Raw genomic sequence first — 17,446 nt, forward strand, 5'->3', positions numbered from 1 at the left:
TGCAAGACCGTCACACAAAGTCGAGTAGCTGCTTGTTGGGGGTTAAACTAGACATTGCCTGATTATATCACAGAAAATGTCCAGTTATGTCACTAATTGTCTAGATATTTACGGACTGTTAGTTAACCCTAGTCAGGAATCCCCTCTCTCTAGGCTTAGATTTGATCCCAACACAGTGGGTTTAGTAACGTTATCGGCTCAAGGAAAGATTTCCCCCACACCCGACACCCGACACCCGACACCCGACACCCGACACCCCACACCCGACACCCGACACCCCACACCCGACACCCGACACCCGACACCCGACACCCCACACCCCACACCCGAAACCCGAAACCCGAAACCCGACACCCGACACCCAACACCCGACACCCGACACCCGACACCCCACACCCCTACCTATTCCCTCAGATGCAGGTTTTTTTCCTTGGGGTGAGGTAACCTGCGATCGCATGGACTGTTTTAATTTCCCTTATGTCGATTCTGCTAGTCATTTCCGGACTGCTCATTCTCATCATTGTCTCCATTGATGTCCTGATCACCACACTGACAGTGGGCGGAGGAGGACCTCTAACCAGCAGACTCTCGGCTTGGCTATGGAGAATCGCGCTTAAGATTCATCGCTGGCGTTCCCATCACCGTTTATTGCTAGTTACAGGCTGGATAGTTATCGTTAGTGTTACCGTGCTTTGGTTTACCTTAACGTGGGCGGGATGGACATTATTGTTTAGCGCCGATGAAACGGCTGTGGTAACGCCGAAAAAACTTCCCGCCACTACGTTAGAAAGAATTTACTTTGTCGGTTATACCATCTCTACCCTAGGCATGGGGAGTTATAGTCCTCAAGGTGCAGTTTGGCAAATTGCCACCGCAATTGCTTCGGTGAATGGGTTCTTTTTAGTTACCTTGGCAATCGCCTATCTCTTACCTGTTGTTTCAGCCGCGACTCAGCAACGCCAACTCGCGGTTTATATTTCCGCTCTCGGTGGTACGGCTGACGAAATTCTGGTCAGAGCCTGGAATGGCAAAGATTTTGGGCAATTTGACCAGCATTTAATTGCTTTGACGCCCATGCTCGCCCAACAGGGAGAACGCCATCTAACTTACCCGATTCTTCATTATTTCCACAGCATCGAACGCTCTCGCTCGATCATTTTGAGTTTAGTGGCTCTTGATGAAGCGCTAACTATCTTAGAATATGGTGTCAAAACGTCCAATCAACCCGATCCAGCGGCGCTAGGTGCAGCACGTCGGGCAAGTGCGGCTTATTTGAAAACCCTTAAATCCGCTTACTTAGAACCCGCCTCGGAAAACCCACCGCTTCCCCCCCTGGAACGACTCAGGAAACACGGGATTCCCACGGTTAGCGATCGCCAATTCTGGGACGCCACCAAACACGTCACCAAACGCCGACGGCTGCTATTGGCACTGATTCACAATGACGGCTGGGTTTGGGATGCGATCGCCTCCAGCCAAACCACTAATCGGGCTACCCCCTTAGATGACCAGACGACGATTGACAAAGTAATATTGCATTGATTAGGCAACAGGAAGGGGAACTTGTAGAGACGCGCCATGGCGCGTCTGGGAGCTAGGGGAGAGGATTACCAATCAACAATGAACCATGAAAAAAATCAAGTATATTCTCTTAGGTTTAGTCGGACTATTCTGTATCCTTTTAATTTGGGGCTTGGTTGAGCCTTATATCCTCGACACAGAAGAAGAAGTTGCCGTCATTCCCAATCTTCCTACAGCTTGGCAAGACCAACGAATTGGATTAATTTCCGATTTTCAATACGGAATGTGGCTAGATAATACCCCCACTGTCCGTCGTAGTATCGCCAAACTGATAGAAGAACGCCCTAGTGTCGTCCTGATTAGCGGTGACTTTATTTACCATGCCTTTAAAGGCACAGACCCAGAAATTGCTAACATCGTTGATTTAGTCCGTCCCTTACCCGAAGCCAATATTCCCACCTATGCCGTATTAGGGAATCACGACTACGGTATGATTAGCCTGGATACTCCACCCAAAGAGCAGTTAGCGGCGCGGTTGGAGGCGGCGTTGGAAGACGTTGGCATAGAGGTTCTGGAAAACCAAGCTGTCCAATTACCTCCACCGGGAAACTCTGGAGAAAATCTCAGTGACGGAAACACCAACTCGTTTTATTTAGTCGGCATTGGTTCCCATCTGGCAAACCAGGATCAACCAAAAGAGGCGATCGCGCAAGTGCCATCCACCAATCCCAGAATTGTAATGATGCACAATCCCAAATCATTTCTAGCTTTACCTGCCAATACCGCACCTGTAGCCGTTGCAGGACACACTCATGGCGGACAAATTCGCCTACCCTTCACACCCCAATGGTCTTGGTTAGCATTAGCTAAAAACTGGGAACATGTCGATGGTTGGAGTGACGGCTATGGCGCCTCAGGTAATAAGCTCTATGTTAATCGTGGGATTGGCTTTAGCGATCTGCCCATACGACTCAACTGTTCTCCAGAGGTCACTCTATTTACTCTCCAGGCTCAATAAGTAGGTGGGAACAATTAAAGTTAACGGTGGAGAACTCGCTACCCGAAAAGAAGCAAGCTACGCTTATGTAAGAGATTGGGTCTGGGCGTAAGTCCTAAGATTAATTTATTCCGGGAGGTAGATGTTAATTTTAAGAAGTCATCTCAACCCACCCTGGAAATCCGATGAGCTACTGTATCAACCCTAAGTGCGACCAACGGGAAAATCCTGAGTATCTGGAATACTGCCAAGGCTGTGACACCCCATTAACCATCAACAGTCGATATCGGCTGCTGAAACCCCTTCGACCCCTAGACGCACCCAATCCCACCAAAATCTTTGAAGTCCAGGATTTGGCAGCAGAGGCGGCAATCAAAGGGGCAAAACATAAAGTGCTGAAAGTTTTAACCCGGAACAATTCCACCTTAGTTCGTCTGTTTAGACAAGAATCCGAAATTTTAAAGAAACTTAACCATCCAGGCATTCCTAAAGTTCAACCCGAAGACGATTACTTTACCGTTTCTGTCTCCCGCCGTTCCCGACCTCTCCATTGTTTAGTTATGGAAAAAGTGGAGGGGGTAAATTTACGATCATGGCTCAAACATAATCAACCCATTTCCGAAGCCAACGCTATTGAATGGCTAAAACAGTTACTCGATATATTAGATACACTGCACCAAGAGCAATATTTCCATCGGGATATTAAACCCTCAAATATTATGCTGCGACCCAATGGTCAACTGGTGCTAATTGATTTTGGAACCGTGTGCCAAATGACGGGTACAGTTGTCCAACGACTAATGGGAAAAGATGTAACTGGAGAAGGGGTTTTTTCACCGGGTTATACCCCACCTGAACAAATCAACGGTAATGCTGTTCCTCAATCAGATCTCTATGCCTTAGGACGTACCTTTGTCCATTTACTGACGGGTAAACATCCTTTAGAACTAGAAACCGACCATAAAACAGGTGAATTAATGTGGCGCAAGCATACGCGCAAAATTTCTGCCCCCTTAGTCGAATGGCTGGACTATTTTATGGCACCTTTTGTCCATCGTAGACCGCCCAATGCTGCCTTTATTTTGCAGCATTTTCAAAAACAACCGCTTCCTCATCCAGATATACCCAAAACATCTCCACTTCCCCTCGGATTAATGATTCTAAATCTCGGCATTTTCTCAATTTTATTAGTATCAGGAGTTCTTTGGTTACAAGCCTACCAACAGCACCAACGGCAGTTGTCTCCTCAAGGGAATGTTCTGTTGATGCCCAGAGGTTGAATGGAAACCATAGGGCATCTCCCTCATCTTCCTCATCTTCCCCATCTTCCTCATCTTCCTCATCTTCCCCATCTCCCTCATCTTCCTCATCTTCCCCATCTCCCCCTCACCTCACAACTTATTCAGCAACCCCTAATTGTAACAGTTGGCGCGTTTCATCTGTAGCTTCCTGCATCAGTCTAGTTATCTCATTATCGTCAACTTGTTGGGCAAGGGCGGTTCTGGTAATTAATTTACTCAGATATTTCTGCAAGATGAAAGAGGCTTGAGCATACTCAGGAAGAGGAGGGCGCAATATTGAATTTTTGACGGCTTCTTTTAAAGAAGGCAAATAGGGATATTTCGCCGTAATTTCTGGGTCATCAAATAAGACTTCTCGACTAGGCAAATATCCTTTCTCCAAAATCAATTTTTTCTGGGCGGCTTGACTGGTAAAATATTGAATCGCTTTCCAGGCTTTATGTGGATGCTTTGAATTCTCCGCGATGCCTAAGCCCCAACTCCCATTACAGCCACTTGGACGTAAACTATTAGCATTAGGATTGCTTGAAAGATTCAAGACTTGTACGCCGATATTCGCGGGATCAGTAAATTGGTTCCATACATAGGGCCACTGGCGCAGGAATATCGTATTCTGATCTTGGTTAAACGTTTCCAAGGATTCCTGTTCGCTGTATAAGATAACTTCTGGAGATGAAATATTTTCTCGAATTGTATTGAGTAAAAACTGAACCGCTTGTTTAGCCTCCGGTTGATCCAATCCCACCTCTAAACTGTCCGGCTTAATCCAGAATCCCCCATAGCTGTTTAATACCTCAACAAAAGTAGCGACCAATCCTTCATACCGCCATCCCTGCCATAGATAAACACCTTGATAGTTTCCTTGATTTTTCCAACGTTTAGCCAGGGCTGTCAATTGCTGTAAGGTTGCAGGTGGCTGAGTATTACCCAGTAAATTTTTGCGATAGTAGAGGAGACCAATATCAGAACGCAAAGGCATCCGATAGAGCTGACCTTGATATTCTCCGGCATCAATCGCACTCGGTAAAAATCCTGCCTTTAAGAGGTCTTCTTTCGCCGTCCATTCATATAAATTAACCAGACACCCCTTAGCCGCAAACTCTGGCATCCAGATAATATCTGTATACACTAAATCATAAAGTGAATTCCCGGCTTGACACTCCCGAACAAAATCTTCCTTTAGCCGATAGGTTATATCACCTGCCAGATTCGTTCGGGTTCTCAAGTTAATCCGGATTTTGGGATGGCTCTGGTGAAAATCCGTGATTAACGATTGCCAAGCTGAGGCTTCGTCAGCCGGAACAAATAAGGTTAAATGTGTGGGGGGCCAGCTTAAATAGATGAGTATTAAAAGTAAAACCTGGATAACGGCAACATAAGCCCAGATAATTCGAGAATTAAGTCGTCGGCTAAATTGCCCCAGTTTGTTTAAAAGTTGCTTAGTTTTCATAACAACCGCCCCTCCATACTCAATACTTTTTATAAGCCAAGGGATCGTTTAGTCCAAGTTCAGCAAAAGCAGCAAGCCGCAAGCGACAAGAATCACAGACACCACAAGCCAACTCATCCCCAGCATAGCAAGACCAGGTTTCTTGCCAAGGCACTCCGAATTTATTGCCTAACTCGATAATTTCTGTTTTCCTGAGCTGAACGAGGGGAGTGAGAATCTGAATCGGTGTTCCCTCCCGCCCTTGTTTTGTGCCGAGGCGAAAGACTTCCTGCATGGCTTGGATATAATCAGGACGGCAATCGGGGTAACCGGAATAATCTAACGCATTAACCCCCAGATAGAGGACTGTAGCCCCGATCGCTTCGGCATAAGATAGCCCAAAACTCAAAAAAATGGTATTGCGGGCGGGGACATAGGTAATCGGGATACTCTGAGACATCTGCTGGAGCGATCGCGTCTGGGGCAAATCGAGGGTATCATCGGTTAAGGCTGACCCTCCCCACTGGCGCAAGTCAAAGCGTACCACCTGATGATCTTGGACACCCGCACATTTAGCGATTGCGATCGCCGATTCTAGTTCCCGCTGATGTCGTTGTTGATAATCAAAGGATATCGCATAACACTCATAGCCCTCTGCCTTTGCTTGATAGAGGACTGTAGACGAATCTAATCCACCAGACAATAAAACTACGGCTTTCGACATCTTCACCTTCAGATACTCATCTTTTGCTTATTAGCTGTTTAACGCGAGTGGTACAATATAGCAATCCTATTTGAGTCGTGTCCAAAAATCTGATAATTTTCGGGAATGGGCAATGGGCAATGGGCAATGGGTAATGGGCAATGGGCAATGGTAAAGAGTTTCAAGGCTTTTTTCTATTTTTTGATTTTTGAAGGCTTACCCCTAACTAAGAACCCAACGAATCTAATTCCCTATAATCAGGCAACGTCGTATCGATCATATTCCCCTCGCGAATCACCACGCGATCGCACTGCGGACGTGATAACAATTCACTATAACTGCGTCCCTTAAACCAAACCAAATTCGCCGCCAAACCCACACCAATCCGCCCCACATTCCCCAACCCGATCAAATCCGCCGCCGTTTTCGTCACCATCGCCGGAGATTCCTGATACAACATATCCAAATGGGCAACTCTTACCCCTTGATTAAACACCTCCAATAGATCATGATCCCCAAACCCAAAAAAGGGATCACGACAATTATCACTCGCCAACGCCACCGGAATCCCATATTCCTGTAACTCCTGAATCAGCGTCACCCCGCGCCAACGCGGTGTTCTCCCCAACCTCCGATCCTGTAAATACAGATTCGACAACGGTAAACTCACCACCCCAATCCCCGCGTCCTTCACCAGCGCCAACGTCTCCGCCACCTGTTCCGGCGACTGCACCGCCAAACTACAACAATGTCCACAGACAATTTGTCGTCCAAACTGACACCGCAACGCCGCCTCCGCCACCCTCCTTAAACACATCGAATCCGGATCATCCGTCTCATCCACATGAAAATCCAACGCCAAATCCCGTTCCTGCGCCAGCCGAAACACCTGATCCAACTGCGCCTCAATATCCGGATTCATATACGCCACACCCCCCAAAACACCCCCCACTTCCGCCACCAAATCTGCCAACTTCACCCCTTCCGGCGTCAGATAATAATCCAGCGACACCAAAGCCACCGCCTGCAAAACCAATCGATTCGCCCACTCCTGCTGTAACTGCTTAAACACGCCAAAACTAATCGCCGCCTGTTCCCCAAACGCATCAATGTGGGTACGAATCGCCTGAGTTCCGTGGGCGTAACTACACTTCAACCCAAACTCCATCCGGCGATAAACATCCTCAGCTTGCCAATACCGCAAACTATCCTGCTTCGCCCTCTCCAACGCCTGATCAAACGTCCCATCTGGATTCGGCGTGCGTTGCCAAATATGACCCTTATCCAGATGGGTATGCATATCCACAAAACCTGCCCAAACCTGTCCCCCCTGCACATCCATCACCGCCGTATTTCCCATCGGCTGAGAATTCGCCCGCACAACTTGCGCCACCTTCCCCTCAGCCACCTGAATATCTACTAAACACAACCCCTCAGGCGTTCGATTCTCCAAAATCGATTGATCCTGAACCTGTAACATTGAGAGTGGCACATGGGCATTTTTCAGCCAATAGCACCCTTCTGATGGAATCACACTCATCAACTTTCCCCCTCAAAGCACCTAAAATATTATATCCTCGTCCGTAGTTTGTAGTAAGGGCTTTAGCCTATCCAATGATCAGAACATCAACACCACCTTATCAGTAAAACCAATCCCTACAGAAAAAGGGCAGATTGTATTGATCAGTCATTGGTAAGACCAGGCAGTTTTTGCCCTTCATTCATTGGTAAAATATGGCATATATTCTTGTTCGGTTATCGGTGAGGAGGGCGGGTTTTGTTGTTCGGTTATCGGTGAGGAGGGCGGGTTTTGTTGTTCGGTTATCGGTGAGGAGGGCGGGTTTTGTTGTTCCGTTATCGGTGAGGAGGACGGGTTTTGTTGTTCGGTTATCGGTGAGGAGGGCGGGTTTTGTTGTTCCGTTATCGGTGAAGAGGGCGGGTTTTGTTGTTCGGTTATCGGTGAGGAGGGCGGGTTTTGTTGTTCCGTTATCGGTGAATATCTGAATTTAGTCCCTAAACCCGCCCCTACAATTGTCCCTAAACCCGCCCCTACAATTGTCCCTAAACCCGCCCCTACAATTGTCCCTAAACCCGCCCCTACAATTGTCCCTAAACCCGCCCCTACATTAGGCTTCCCCTGCTCCCAGACCTGCCATGGCACGTCTCTACATTGCTCCCCCTGCTTCCCAATTCCCCATGACTACCAAAAATTCCCTAATCCTTTGGACATCCCTCAGCCTAAACTTACTCTTTATCCTCCTCTTCAGCATCTTAATCATTCGCAGAGGCGGCATTCCCTACCTAATCAGTAAACTCCCCTTTAATCAACAAATCGAACAAACCATAACCATAACCCGTCGCCGCAACACCTACCAATCCAACTATCACCAAATGCGAAAACAGATGTTTGAACAAATGCCCAACTCAGAATCAGAAATTATCTTCATCGGCGATAGTCTCACCGATCAAGGCGAATGGTCAGAACTCCTAGGAAAGGCTGATATCCGTAATCGCGGCATATCGGGAGACACCACCGATGGCGTCCTTAATCGCCTCGATGAAATCACCGCCTCCCAGCCCCAAAAGCTCTTTCTAATGATTGGCGCCAATGACTTATGGAATGAAAAGAAACCCGCCAACAAAATCGCCCAAAACTATCGCCTCATCCTAGAGCAAATTCAACAGCAAACCCCAGAAACTCAAGTCTTTATTCAAAGCCTATTACCCATGAATACCATCGACTATTCCATAAAAGTCAACAACTCCGATATTATTGCCGTCAACCGCCACCTTCAAGACCTCGCCAGCGAATTCTCCTATACTTACATTGATTTACATCAACACTTTACCAACGATCAGAAACAACTTGACCCAGTATATACGATTGACGGCGTACATTTAAACGGCAAAGGATACCTCAACTGGGCGAAAACTGTTTCCCTCTACGTCAACCAATAAGTACCTGAACAGAGAGACACCCCTAAATGAACAACCAAGCCACTCTCTATTTATTTTGTGGAAAAATGGCAGCCGGAAAATCAACCTTAGCCAAACAGCTAGCCAATGACCATAATGCCATTTTGCTAGTTGAAGATGACCTACTCTCCCAACTCTATCCCGAAGAAATTATTGACATTCCCATTTGATACAGCAAATTTCAGGTTGATGAGGTAAAGTCTCTAAGCAAAATCCCCGACTTCTTCAAGAAGTTGGGGATCTATCTGTGTACCCCGCTAACTTGAAAAGCGCTGTAAAGTCAACCCCCAAAAGATAGATATCCGTCTCTTTTTTTTCCAACTTACGCATCAGAGCAAACATCTATCATTCGAGTCATGATTTCATTGCCTGGGAATTTCTAAGCTAAAAGATAGGTTTAATTCCAGAACAAAATTAACCCGTTGCCGAATTAACAAAGGTTTATATGCGAATTTCCACACCCAAACTCCTAACAGGTACAATACTAAGTGCTGTACTCTGTGCCGTTGCGGGGACTTCTGCGATCGCACGTCCCCTTGACGAACGTCCACTCACCCCCAATACTCCTAATACCACCGCAGCGGAACCTGTGCAACCCGAACCCGGGAAAGTTGTCAGCCGCGCCTCTAATCTTGCCACGATTGAAATGGACAATGGTGAACGGAAAACAATTCCCGTTGCGCGTTGGAAACTGCATCAATTAGAACCCGGAACCGAAGTATGGGTGGCTTATGATCGAATTGTCGCCATTGATTCTCAGGATAAGTAGGAGGGAATAGAAATTTTGTCTCCCAGCTCGCCATAGTGCCATGGCACGTCTCTACATTGCTTCCCCAGCTCTCTAACCCCACCACAAAACTTATTCAGCAGCCCCTAGTTAGGTTGACAACTCAGGGCAGCTTTAGGATAAGCAATCCGCTGATGATTGCACTGTTGCCAAACTTTGACAAAGACTTCGGCGACAGTCGATAATTCTTCTTTCGTTAACCCAGAATCAACTAACTGATTATCTTGCCACCGGGCTTTGAGGATTTTCTTCACCGTAATTAAAGCCGTGTCCGGAGTAACATCCTTAAGCGATCGCAGCGCCGCTTCACAAGCATCGGCTAGCATGACAATCCCTGTTTCTCGCGACTGAGGAATCGGTCCATCGTAGCGAAAGTCTGCTTCGTTCACTGACTCTTCCCCTTTTTCCTGAGCGCGTTGTTTGGCTTGAAAGTAAAAATAGGAAATCAGCAGTTTGCCCTGGTGTTCGGGAATAAAATCCCGAATTGCTTGCGGTAACTGATGCTTACGAGCCATAACTAACCCTTCAGAGACATGCTTTTTAATAATCGCGGCACTCTTCCAGGGGTCGTTAATTTGATCATGCTTGTTGGGACCCCCCATTTGATTTTCAATAAATCCCAACGGATCATGCATTTTACCAATATCGTGATACAGAGTTCCTGCCCGTACCAGTTCCACATTACAGTGAAGTTCCCGGGCGGCGGCTTCGGCTAAGGAGGCAACAAACAAGGTATGTTGAAAGGTTCCCGGCGCTTCGGTGGCTAACCGTTTGAGCAACGAACGGTTAGGATTGGACAACTCCGCTAACCGAATTGGCGTCACCAAATCAAACAAACGTTCTAAATAAGGGGAGAGTCCCAGCGCCACAATACTCCAGGCTAATCCCGATACCCCATAAAGCGCCGCACCCGGTAGTACCGCATACCAAATTGTGCCAGCACTGGCACTCATAATCAGATTTAGGACGAGATTAACGCTGCCCTGGGTCAAGCCCACCGCCCCACCTAACAACGCCAATTCCTCACGCGATCGCATCCGTCCCGCCAGCAACGCCCCAACTAAACCCCCGGTACCCCCCGCGATTAAAAATTCCCAGCTTACCTCCATGCTAAACGTCACCAACCCGGTCAACAGCGTCACCACCGTTGCCCCCAAGCTTAACCCATAGAAACTCCCCACTAACAACCCGATCGCGGGCAGGCTATTATATTGCCCCCCCAAGAGTGCCAAGACGGGTGTACTTAAACTCAACAGCAGCACCAAAATATGATCTCGTCGCCGTAGAGGGGGATGAACTCGACGTTCTACCAACCAAAAAATACCCACCGCCCCGGTGACCAAACCGCCAAATCCAATCAACCCGATCCAGTTAATTTCACGACGACTCAAGCCATAGTGATCCAGCAGCACAAAATCCGCTTGGGTAATTTCCTCCCCCGCTTCCACAATCACGTCTCCTTTTTGCGCCGTCACCATCACAGGCTCTACTGATCGAGCCGCTTGTTCTGCCCTGCGTTTGGTTTGTTCAGTGTCTTCAATTAGATTAGGTTTTAAGTTATGGCTCAGGAGTTCAATCGCTAAGGGTTGCGCCTCAGCCGGAATCAACGTACTCACCTGCACCGTTACCGCATTTTCTAATAGATCCGGTGGCAGTCCAGGTGGAATCCCTTGGGTGAGAATGTGGCGAGTGACGCCCTCAATTCCCTGGCGAGTTTTCTGCCAAGTTGAATCAGACAGATCCAGTACGGACACATCGTAGGCAGGCATTGAGTCCGGGGTTCCAGTTGATGACAATTGAGCCGATGCCTTTTGGTATCCCTGACGGGCTTTACTGGCTGTCTGGATTAACTCAGAGAAGGCTTCGGCAGACGCTAATTGACGGTAACTCTGCAATTCGCTCACCGCTTGGGAAAACTCCCGCGTCAACGGAGCTTTTTCTCGGTTAGGGATCAACACTCCCGGCTCAAAGGGGTTGACCGGAGCATTGTCTTCGACGAAAGCCACAATCGCTTGCCATTCCCAGGCTTCACTCTGGCGCAGATATTGCTGGGTGGAGAGGGACAACACAGAGGTTGGAGCGAAAGGAAACGCACCACTGACTTGTCGCCATTGGTCTATTTTCTCCAATGATTCCTGTAGGTTTTGATTGATCTGTTGGTTCAGAGATTCGTCAATCTTTAAAACCGGGAACGACCCCGTCCGAGCCTCTTTGCGTTTTTCTTCTGTGGTTTTAGTATCCTCCACACTGGCATCAAAGCGAGCGCGGATGGTATAGGGGGCTTCTCTGCCAACATCCAGGGTGGGTTGATTGTAAAAGCGGTTTCCCATCACGCTGGTGAGGGAAACGACGGCTAAGACAAACATGATCGGCGAACGCCCTTGCCGCTTCCCGGAGGGGGGTGGATTGCCTTTTGTCCCCCAGAAGGGAAGTGTTTGTTTTGACCAATGACCTGGCTTTTTTTGTTCAGGGGAAAGATGACCATCCGATCCAACGAATGGAAGGATGGTACGAAATTGCTCAGATTTTTGCCGCAGGTGATTTAGTTGTTGCGTCAACGAGTGGAGCGTTTTCATAGCAGAAGAGTTGCCTATTTAGGTGAGCGGTGGCGGTGAAACCGCGAGGCAGACGGGTTGGGATTCGTGGTTAGTTCATGGGGTTTAAATTAGTTGCCTGTCATGTTTGAGTTTAGCGCTTTTTTGCTGACCAACCCTAACTGACCCACCCATACCTGATCAACGACGTTGAATGATATCCGGTGCAGCAATGGCTGCTTGTTTGTACCGACCATTGATTTGGTTTTGATTGTAAACCCCCAGCCAAATGGCAAGTAATTGATCCGTTAATTGTCGCCTCTGGATGAATACCGGAAGTTTTAGGGCAGCAACTCGCCAGCTTACTGGAATCCCGTTGATACCGTTATAAACACCCGCTAATGCCCCTGTCAAAGCTGCCGTAATTGGGGTTTGGTAACCGCTACCAACGGCACGGCTGACACAGAGACGAAAATCTTCGGGTGTATAGAGGAAACAATAAAAGGCTAAAGCGATCGCCATATCTGAAGCATCCTCCCTATTACCGAGATTGTCTGGTGGACGTCGCAGTTGAGTGGTGGTGGTTTCTAAATCTACCCCGGCTTCGATGAGAGTTTGAACCTGTTGTAATCGGTTCGTTAATACGGTTTGCTCTGTCCCCAAGCCGCTGAGGATGTGGGGCATCAGGGTGGTTGGGTTAAGGGTGTCGGTGAGAGTCACAGCTATGGCGATCGCGATTGCCAATATCCCAGCCGAGGTATGGGTTTCAACCTGCCAAATTGCCGCCGCCTGAACTAGACTTTGCCGTAACCATTCTTGATTTTCGTGAAAAAAAAGCGCCAGATGCAGAGTTGACACGGCTACTTCACTGCTTTTTGCTGTCCCTTTCAATTCTAGAAGTGAGGGTTGAGTTTGGCGACAGCGAATGATCCAATCGTCTATAGTTAGCCTGCCTGTGTCAATTAAACTCTCAATTCCACAAGTGGCGATTTTACTCCAAGCTGAGAATTTAGGACTACCGAGGTTGGATTGGCTGGCGGCGAACTGAAGCGATTTCCTGCCAACTGAATTCCCGCATCCTGGATCACGGTGATAGCTGACCAGCTCACCGATCAAGCTACCCAGTAATGCTCCTTGAAATCGGCATAGAAGAGAATGCTGCATTACTTTGCCCTTGACCCTGTTTTCAGGGTATGGACGAGAGCGAGGAGTCCCAAGCGATAACTTTCAGCGCCAAAACCGCTGATTTGACCCACAGCTATGGGGGCAATGAAGGAATGATGTCGAAACGGTTCTCGCTGATAGATATTACTCAGATGCACTTCCACCACAGGCATGGCTACGGCAGCTAAGGCATCGCGCAGGGCTACGCTGGTATGAGTATAAGCACCCGCATTGATTAATATCCCATGATGTTCGGTTCTCGCGGCTTGGATGGCATCCACTAAGACCCCTTCATGGTTGGACTGTAACGTCTCAATTTGGCACGATCGGGAACTCGCCTCCTTTTGCAGGAGTTGGTTGATGTCTGCCAAGGTCACAGACCCATAAATACCAGGCTCCCGGAGTCCTAGGAGATTCAAGTTTGGACCATGCAGCACGAGAATACTGAAAGAACTCCGAGTTTCGTTCGGCACGTTAACAAATTACCGGGAACGACGTCGTGGATTATTAACGGGTATGGGAATTGGTTCGGGTTCTGGCTGGGGTTCAGGACCTAAGAGGGTTTCAACCAGCTTGCGTGCCCATTCTTTCAGTTTTTCCAACACCTTTTCTATATAATCCATTAAACTGAATGCTCCTGTGAGACAACTTAATCGGTTTTTAACCGTCTTAACAACAGGACGAGTGCTTGAAGCCTTTCTCCGCACTACTTTGTGAACTCTTGGGCGCTTTGAGTGTTGGGCGCTTTAGTGGAAATCCTGCCTGCGTTAAGACGACGATGACGCCACTATTAAACTAAGCAGTTTTCCTTGTTTTATACACCCTCTGGATCTTTGCAACCCATCTGTTGCATTTCTTAACGTTTAGCATAACACAGAACCCCAAAGCCTAGCTATCCCCTAAAAGGAATATGGAGTCAATCCTGCGATCGCAACGGTTCTGGCTTCTCTACTTTTAGTTATAGCAGAAGGCAGAGGGTAGAGGACACAGGTATCTAACTTAATTAAATCCTCTCAATAATCGGCGTCGCAGTTGGTCTAGGGCATAACAGGCACTCCAGTGACGAATCGAAGCCCGATCGCGATCGCCTCCAAAGTTGTATTTAAAACACTCTACGCTGTCATCCGGTTTCGCCAGACCAATATACACTAACCCTACAGGCTTGGATTCATGACCACCACCGGGTCCAGCAATTCCGGTAATACTTATACCCCAATCCGTCGCCAGCCGCGATCGCACTCCCAATGCCATTTGTTGGGCGACGGGTTTACTCACTGCCCCCCATTTATCCAGATCCGATGACTTAACCCCCAGTAAGGACACTTTCACGTCATTGCTATAGGAAATTATCCCACCCCGAAAATAGTCAGAACTTCCCGGGACGGCTGTCAACATGCTGCCTACACCGCCCCCCGTACAGGATTCGGCTACACTCACAGTTTGATTCACTTCCTTTAATAGCTGACCCACAACCGAGGCTAGGGTATCTGTATCCACACCAAAATAGTCAGCCCCAGCCATCTGTTTCAGTTGCTTGACAACGGGTTCAATGACCTGTACTGCTTCCCCTTGAGACGACGCACGGGCGCTAACCCGTAACCGGACTTCTCCCTGAGAAGCATAAGGGGCGACGGTGGGGTTGGTTGAGTCAAAAAATGACGCCACTTTTTCGGCTAAGGCAGATTCCCCAATCCCCCAGAATCGTAAGGTTTGACTGTAGATAATTTGTTGTCCCCAACCTTGACCTTTGAGATAGGGAACCGCCGTTTCTTGCCACATCCGCTGCATTTCACTAGGAACACCGGGAAAGGTCAGAATGGTTAAACCGGGGCGCGGTTGCCAGATTATCCCCGGTGCAGTTCCCTTGGGGTTCGGTAAAACCTGGGCACCTTCGGGAATCAGGGCTTGCTTGTGATTATTAGCCGTCATTTGACGCCCCCGTTGAGCAAATTTGCGAGCAATATCCTCGATAACGTCGAACTGCTCAATCAGCGGAACGCTAAAGAAATCGGCTAAGGTTTCCGTGGTCAAATCATCTGGCGTCGGTCCAAGTCCCCCCGTAAAAATCAGAATCGCCGAGCGATCGCACGCCATTGCCAAGACTTGCTTTAACCGCGAGGGATTATCTCCCACAACGGTTTGATAGTAGTGCGGAATACCCAGATCTGCCAGTTCACGGGCTAAAAACTGGGCATTCGTATTCAGAATATCCCCTAGCAGTAACTCTGTACCAACACAAATGATTTCTGCGCTCATTGGTTTGTCCTTGGTCATTTGTCCTTTGTCCTTGGTTAACACAGGGGACAGGGAATAGATAATAGGGAATGGGGAATAGGGAATGATGAATGACGAATGACAAATGACGAATGACAAATGACAAAATTACACCAATGTAGGTACAGGAATAGTGAGATGGGGGTATAAGGGAAAGCGATCGCACAATTGAGCCACGCGACGCCGACAATCAGCGGCGATGGTTTCATCCTCTGGATTGAGTAAGCGATCGGCAATAATATCGCCAATCTCGGTAAATTCAGCCACTCCCATCCCTCGTGTTGTCATCGCCGGGGAACCGAGACGTAAGCCACTGGTGACAAAGGGAGACTCTGGATCGAAGGGAACCGTATTTTTATTCGCGGTAATATTCACACCACTCACCAGTTGATCCGCCCGCTTTCCGGTCATGGAAATACAGCGTAAATCCACCAGCATTAAATGATTATCCGTCCCGCCAGAGACAATTTTCAAACCCCGTTTTTGCAGTTGACTGGCGAGGGCTTGGGCATTTTCAATCACATTCGCCGAATAGTCTTTGAACGCGGGTTGTAACGCTTCCCCAAACGCCACCGCTTTCGCCGCGATCGCATGTTCCAATGGACCGCCCTGACTTCCCGGAAACACGGCTTTATCTAGCTTTTTGCCGATGTCAGGATCACGGCTAAGAATTAAACCGCCTCGGGTTCCCCGCAGGGTTTTGTGCGTGGTTGTCGTAACAACATCACAATGAGGAATAGGATTGGGATGATGACCCGTCGCCACTAACCCCGCGATGTGGGCAATATCCGCCAGCAGATAAGCCCCGACTTCATCCGCAATGCTGCGGAATTTTTCAAAGTCAATAATACGCGGATAAGCCGAATAGCCACAAATCAGCATCTGGGGGCGTTCTTTAAGCGCAAGTTCGCGCACCTGATCATAATCCAGTTGCTCGGTGTCAGCGTTAACGCCATAGTGACAAACCTTAAACCACTTCCCGGACACATTCACAGGCGAACCATGGGTGAGGTGTCCCCCATGGGATAAATCCATCCCCATAATCGTATCTCCCGGTTTGAGCAGCGCCAGGAATACGGCAAAATTGGCTTGAGCGCCGGAATGGGGTTGGACATTAGCATGAGCCGCACCAAAGAGCCGTTTAGCCCGGTCAATGGCAAGCTGTTCTACTTTGTCGATGAATTCACAACCGCCATAGTAGCGCTTTCCCGGTAAGCCTTCAGCGTACTTATTGGTTAAGACTGATCCTTGAGCCGCCAGTACTGCTGGGGAGGTAAAGTTTTCACTAGCAATCAGTTCCAGATGGTCACGCTGACGCTGGAGTTCTTGGCTGATTCCCTCAGCGACTTCTGGGTCAGTTTGGGCGAGAAAATCTAAGTTCGTTTGAGTCACGTCCGTCTATACCGATATAATTTTGCTAACTTATGCTAACAATGCACTCTAACAGACAAGCTCTTAGAGAGGGGATATCTCCCAAAGCTCGTAGGAAAATCCCACGAGCGCCATTGATGTCCCTGTCCATCCGAAATCCATCACCACCAACAATGACTTTTTTCCCACCAAGATTATAAATGATTTCACCTGTCCAGCTTACGGTTTTGCTGGTGTAGGCTTCATTACAATCAAGTACGACTTTGCCCGTCTCAAACGCTTTGTGCTTCAAAAACCTCTCAAAGCGGTAATGCGCCCAGGACAGCATTTGTCTAACTGATTTAGACCTGAGCTTTCTTGTGGACTTAACCACCATTTGAGACACGTCA

At 48.2% G+C, this 17,446-nt stretch carries 18 protein-coding genes; 6 read left to right on the plus strand and 12 right to left on the minus strand.

Annotation, left to right across the window (positions count from 1 at the left end; translation table 11 throughout):
• Window positions 1-190: 190 nt before the first annotated feature.
• Window positions 191-457, minus strand: coding sequence for a hypothetical protein (locus RIE73_RS31940; protein WP_446404999.1), 267 nt, complete (start codon window positions 455-457; stop codon window positions 191-193).
• Between the two features lie 20 nt (window positions 458-477).
• Here RIE73_RS31940 and RIE73_RS31945 point away from each other — a divergent pair, with 20 nt between their 5' ends.
• The 3 genes from RIE73_RS31945 to RIE73_RS31955 all read left to right on the plus strand — a co-directional run bounded on the left by RIE73_RS31945 (window position 478) and on the right by RIE73_RS31955 (window position 3,798).
• On the plus strand, window positions 478-1,542 hold the full coding sequence (locus RIE73_RS31945; protein ID WP_446392908.1) for an ion channel: 1,065 nt from the start codon (window positions 478-480) through the stop codon (window positions 1,540-1,542).
• 85 nt (window positions 1,543-1,627) lie between these two features.
• Entirely contained in the window at window positions 1,628-2,539 is a 912-nt protein-coding gene (locus tag RIE73_RS31950; protein ID WP_446405000.1) for a metallophosphoesterase, read from the plus strand.
• A gap of 164 nt (window positions 2,540-2,703) precedes the next feature.
• Window positions 2,704-3,798, plus strand: coding sequence for a serine/threonine protein kinase (locus tag RIE73_RS31955; RefSeq protein ID WP_446405001.1), 1,095 nt, complete (start codon window positions 2,704-2,706; stop codon window positions 3,796-3,798).
• Window positions 3,799-3,916: 118 nt separating this feature from the next.
• Here the strand turns inward: RIE73_RS31955 and RIE73_RS31960 are convergent, their stop codons facing one another.
• From RIE73_RS31960 to RIE73_RS31975, 4 genes are all read right to left on the minus strand, one after another.
• Window positions 3,917-5,269, minus strand: coding sequence for an extracellular solute-binding protein (locus RIE73_RS31960; RefSeq protein ID WP_446405002.1), 1,353 nt, complete (start codon window positions 5,267-5,269; stop codon window positions 3,917-3,919).
• 19 nt (window positions 5,270-5,288) lie between these two features.
• A complete protein-coding gene (queC, locus tag RIE73_RS31965; protein WP_446405003.1) occupies window positions 5,289-5,972 on the minus strand; it encodes a 7-cyano-7-deazaguanine synthase QueC in 684 nt (227 codons plus the stop codon).
• Between the two features lie 205 nt (window positions 5,973-6,177).
• The gene (locus RIE73_RS31970; protein ID WP_446405004.1) at window positions 6,178-7,491 is read right to left on the minus strand and encodes a cytosine deaminase; all 1,314 of its coding nucleotides are present in this window, start codon (window positions 7,489-7,491) and stop codon (window positions 6,178-6,180) included.
• A gap of 177 nt (window positions 7,492-7,668) precedes the next feature.
• Window positions 7,669-8,112 (minus strand): hypothetical protein, encoded by a 444-nt coding sequence (locus RIE73_RS31975; RefSeq protein ID WP_446405005.1) that lies wholly within the window; start codon window positions 8,110-8,112, stop codon window positions 7,669-7,671.
• Between RIE73_RS31975 and RIE73_RS31980 the strand changes: the two genes are divergently transcribed.
• The 3 genes from RIE73_RS31980 (at window position 8,106) to RIE73_RS31990 (ending at window position 9,696) form a co-directional block, all read left to right on the plus strand.
• A complete protein-coding gene (locus tag RIE73_RS31980; protein ID WP_446405006.1) occupies window positions 8,106-8,909 on the plus strand; it encodes a GDSL-type esterase/lipase family protein in 804 nt (267 codons plus the stop codon). The two genes, RIE73_RS31975 and RIE73_RS31980, sit on opposite strands and share 7 nt — an antisense overlap.
• 26 nt (window positions 8,910-8,935) lie before the next feature.
• The gene (locus RIE73_RS31985) at window positions 8,936-9,097 is read left to right on the plus strand and encodes an AAA family ATPase (protein WP_446405007.1); all 162 of its coding nucleotides are present in this window, start codon (window positions 8,936-8,938) and stop codon (window positions 9,095-9,097) included.
• 275 nt (window positions 9,098-9,372) lie between these two features.
• The gene (locus RIE73_RS31990; RefSeq protein ID WP_446405008.1) at window positions 9,373-9,696 is read left to right on the plus strand and encodes a hypothetical protein; all 324 of its coding nucleotides are present in this window, start codon (window positions 9,373-9,375) and stop codon (window positions 9,694-9,696) included.
• A gap of 104 nt (window positions 9,697-9,800) precedes the next feature.
• On the opposite strand, the gene RIE73_RS31995 is transcribed toward RIE73_RS31990, so the two are convergent.
• The 7 genes from RIE73_RS31995 to RIE73_RS32025 all read right to left on the minus strand — a co-directional run.
• Entirely contained in the window at window positions 9,801-12,290 is a 2,490-nt protein-coding gene (locus tag RIE73_RS31995) for an HD family phosphohydrolase (protein WP_446405009.1), read from the minus strand.
• 159 nt (window positions 12,291-12,449) lie between these two features.
• The gene (locus tag RIE73_RS32000; protein ID WP_446405010.1) at window positions 12,450-13,412 is read right to left on the minus strand and encodes an ADP-ribosylglycohydrolase family protein; all 963 of its coding nucleotides are present in this window, start codon (window positions 13,410-13,412) and stop codon (window positions 12,450-12,452) included.
• Window positions 13,412-13,885 carry a type II 3-dehydroquinate dehydratase gene (gene aroQ / locus RIE73_RS32005; protein WP_446405011.1) on the minus strand — a complete coding sequence of 158 codons (474 nt, stop codon included), beginning with the start codon at window positions 13,883-13,885 and terminating at the stop codon, window positions 13,412-13,414. The genes RIE73_RS32000 and aroQ overlap by 1 nt, the downstream gene beginning before the upstream one ends.
• Before the next feature lie 9 nt (window positions 13,886-13,894).
• Entirely contained in the window at window positions 13,895-14,035 is a 141-nt protein-coding gene (locus tag RIE73_RS32010; protein ID WP_446405012.1) for a hypothetical protein, read from the minus strand.
• A gap of 376 nt (window positions 14,036-14,411) precedes the next feature.
• Complete coding sequence (locus RIE73_RS32015; RefSeq protein ID WP_446405015.1) at window positions 14,412-15,668, minus strand: competence/damage-inducible protein A; 1,257 nt, start codon at window positions 15,666-15,668, stop codon at window positions 14,412-14,414.
• A 126-nt stretch (window positions 15,669-15,794) separates the two neighbouring features.
• Complete coding sequence (gene glyA, locus RIE73_RS32020; RefSeq protein WP_446405013.1) at window positions 15,795-17,078, minus strand: serine hydroxymethyltransferase; 1,284 nt, start codon at window positions 17,076-17,078, stop codon at window positions 15,795-15,797.
• Window positions 17,079-17,103: 25 nt separating this feature from the next.
• On the minus strand, window positions 17,104-17,446 hold a 343-nt coding region (locus tag RIE73_RS32025; protein WP_446405014.1), incomplete at its 5' end, for a zinc ribbon domain-containing protein.

The organism is Coleofasciculus sp. C1-SOL-03 (assembly GCF_040220555.1).
GTDB lineage: Bacteria > Cyanobacteriota > Cyanobacteriia > Cyanobacteriales > Coleofasciculaceae > Coleofasciculus.

Coding starts and splice junctions, on each gene's coding strand:
- RIE73_RS31940 (WP_446404999.1), bottom strand. CDS start 457: ATGCGATCGCAGGTTACCTCACCCCAAGGAAAAAAACCTGCATCTGAG.
- RIE73_RS31945 (WP_446392908.1), top strand. CDS start 478: ATGTCGATTCTGCTAGTCATTTCCGGACTGCTCATTCTCATCATTGTC.
- RIE73_RS31950 (WP_446405000.1), top strand. CDS start 1,628: ATGAAAAAAATCAAGTATATTCTCTTAGGTTTAGTCGGACTATTCTGT.
- RIE73_RS31955 (WP_446405001.1), top strand. CDS start 2,704: ATGAGCTACTGTATCAACCCTAAGTGCGACCAACGGGAAAATCCTGAG.
- RIE73_RS31960 (WP_446405002.1), bottom strand. CDS start 5,269: ATGAAAACTAAGCAACTTTTAAACAAACTGGGGCAATTTAGCCGACGA.
- queC (WP_446405003.1), bottom strand. CDS start 5,972: ATGTCGAAAGCCGTAGTTTTATTGTCTGGTGGATTAGATTCGTCTACA.
- RIE73_RS31970 (WP_446405004.1), bottom strand. CDS start 7,491: ATGAGTGTGATTCCATCAGAAGGGTGCTATTGGCTGAAAAATGCCCAT.
- RIE73_RS31980 (WP_446405006.1), top strand. CDS start 8,106: ATGGCACGTCTCTACATTGCTCCCCCTGCTTCCCAATTCCCCATGACT.
- RIE73_RS31985 (WP_446405007.1), top strand. CDS start 8,936: ATGAACAACCAAGCCACTCTCTATTTATTTTGTGGAAAAATGGCAGCC.
- RIE73_RS31990 (WP_446405008.1), top strand. CDS start 9,373: ATGCGAATTTCCACACCCAAACTCCTAACAGGTACAATACTAAGTGCT.
- RIE73_RS31995 (WP_446405009.1), bottom strand. CDS start 12,290: ATGAAAACGCTCCACTCGTTGACGCAACAACTAAATCACCTGCGGCAA.
- RIE73_RS32000 (WP_446405010.1), bottom strand. CDS start 13,412: ATGCAGCATTCTCTTCTATGCCGATTTCAAGGAGCATTACTGGGTAGC.
- RIE73_RS32010 (WP_446405012.1), bottom strand. CDS start 14,035: ATGGATTATATAGAAAAGGTGTTGGAAAAACTGAAAGAATGGGCACGC.
- RIE73_RS32015 (WP_446405015.1), bottom strand. CDS start 15,668: ATGAGCGCAGAAATCATTTGTGTTGGTACAGAGTTACTGCTAGGGGAT.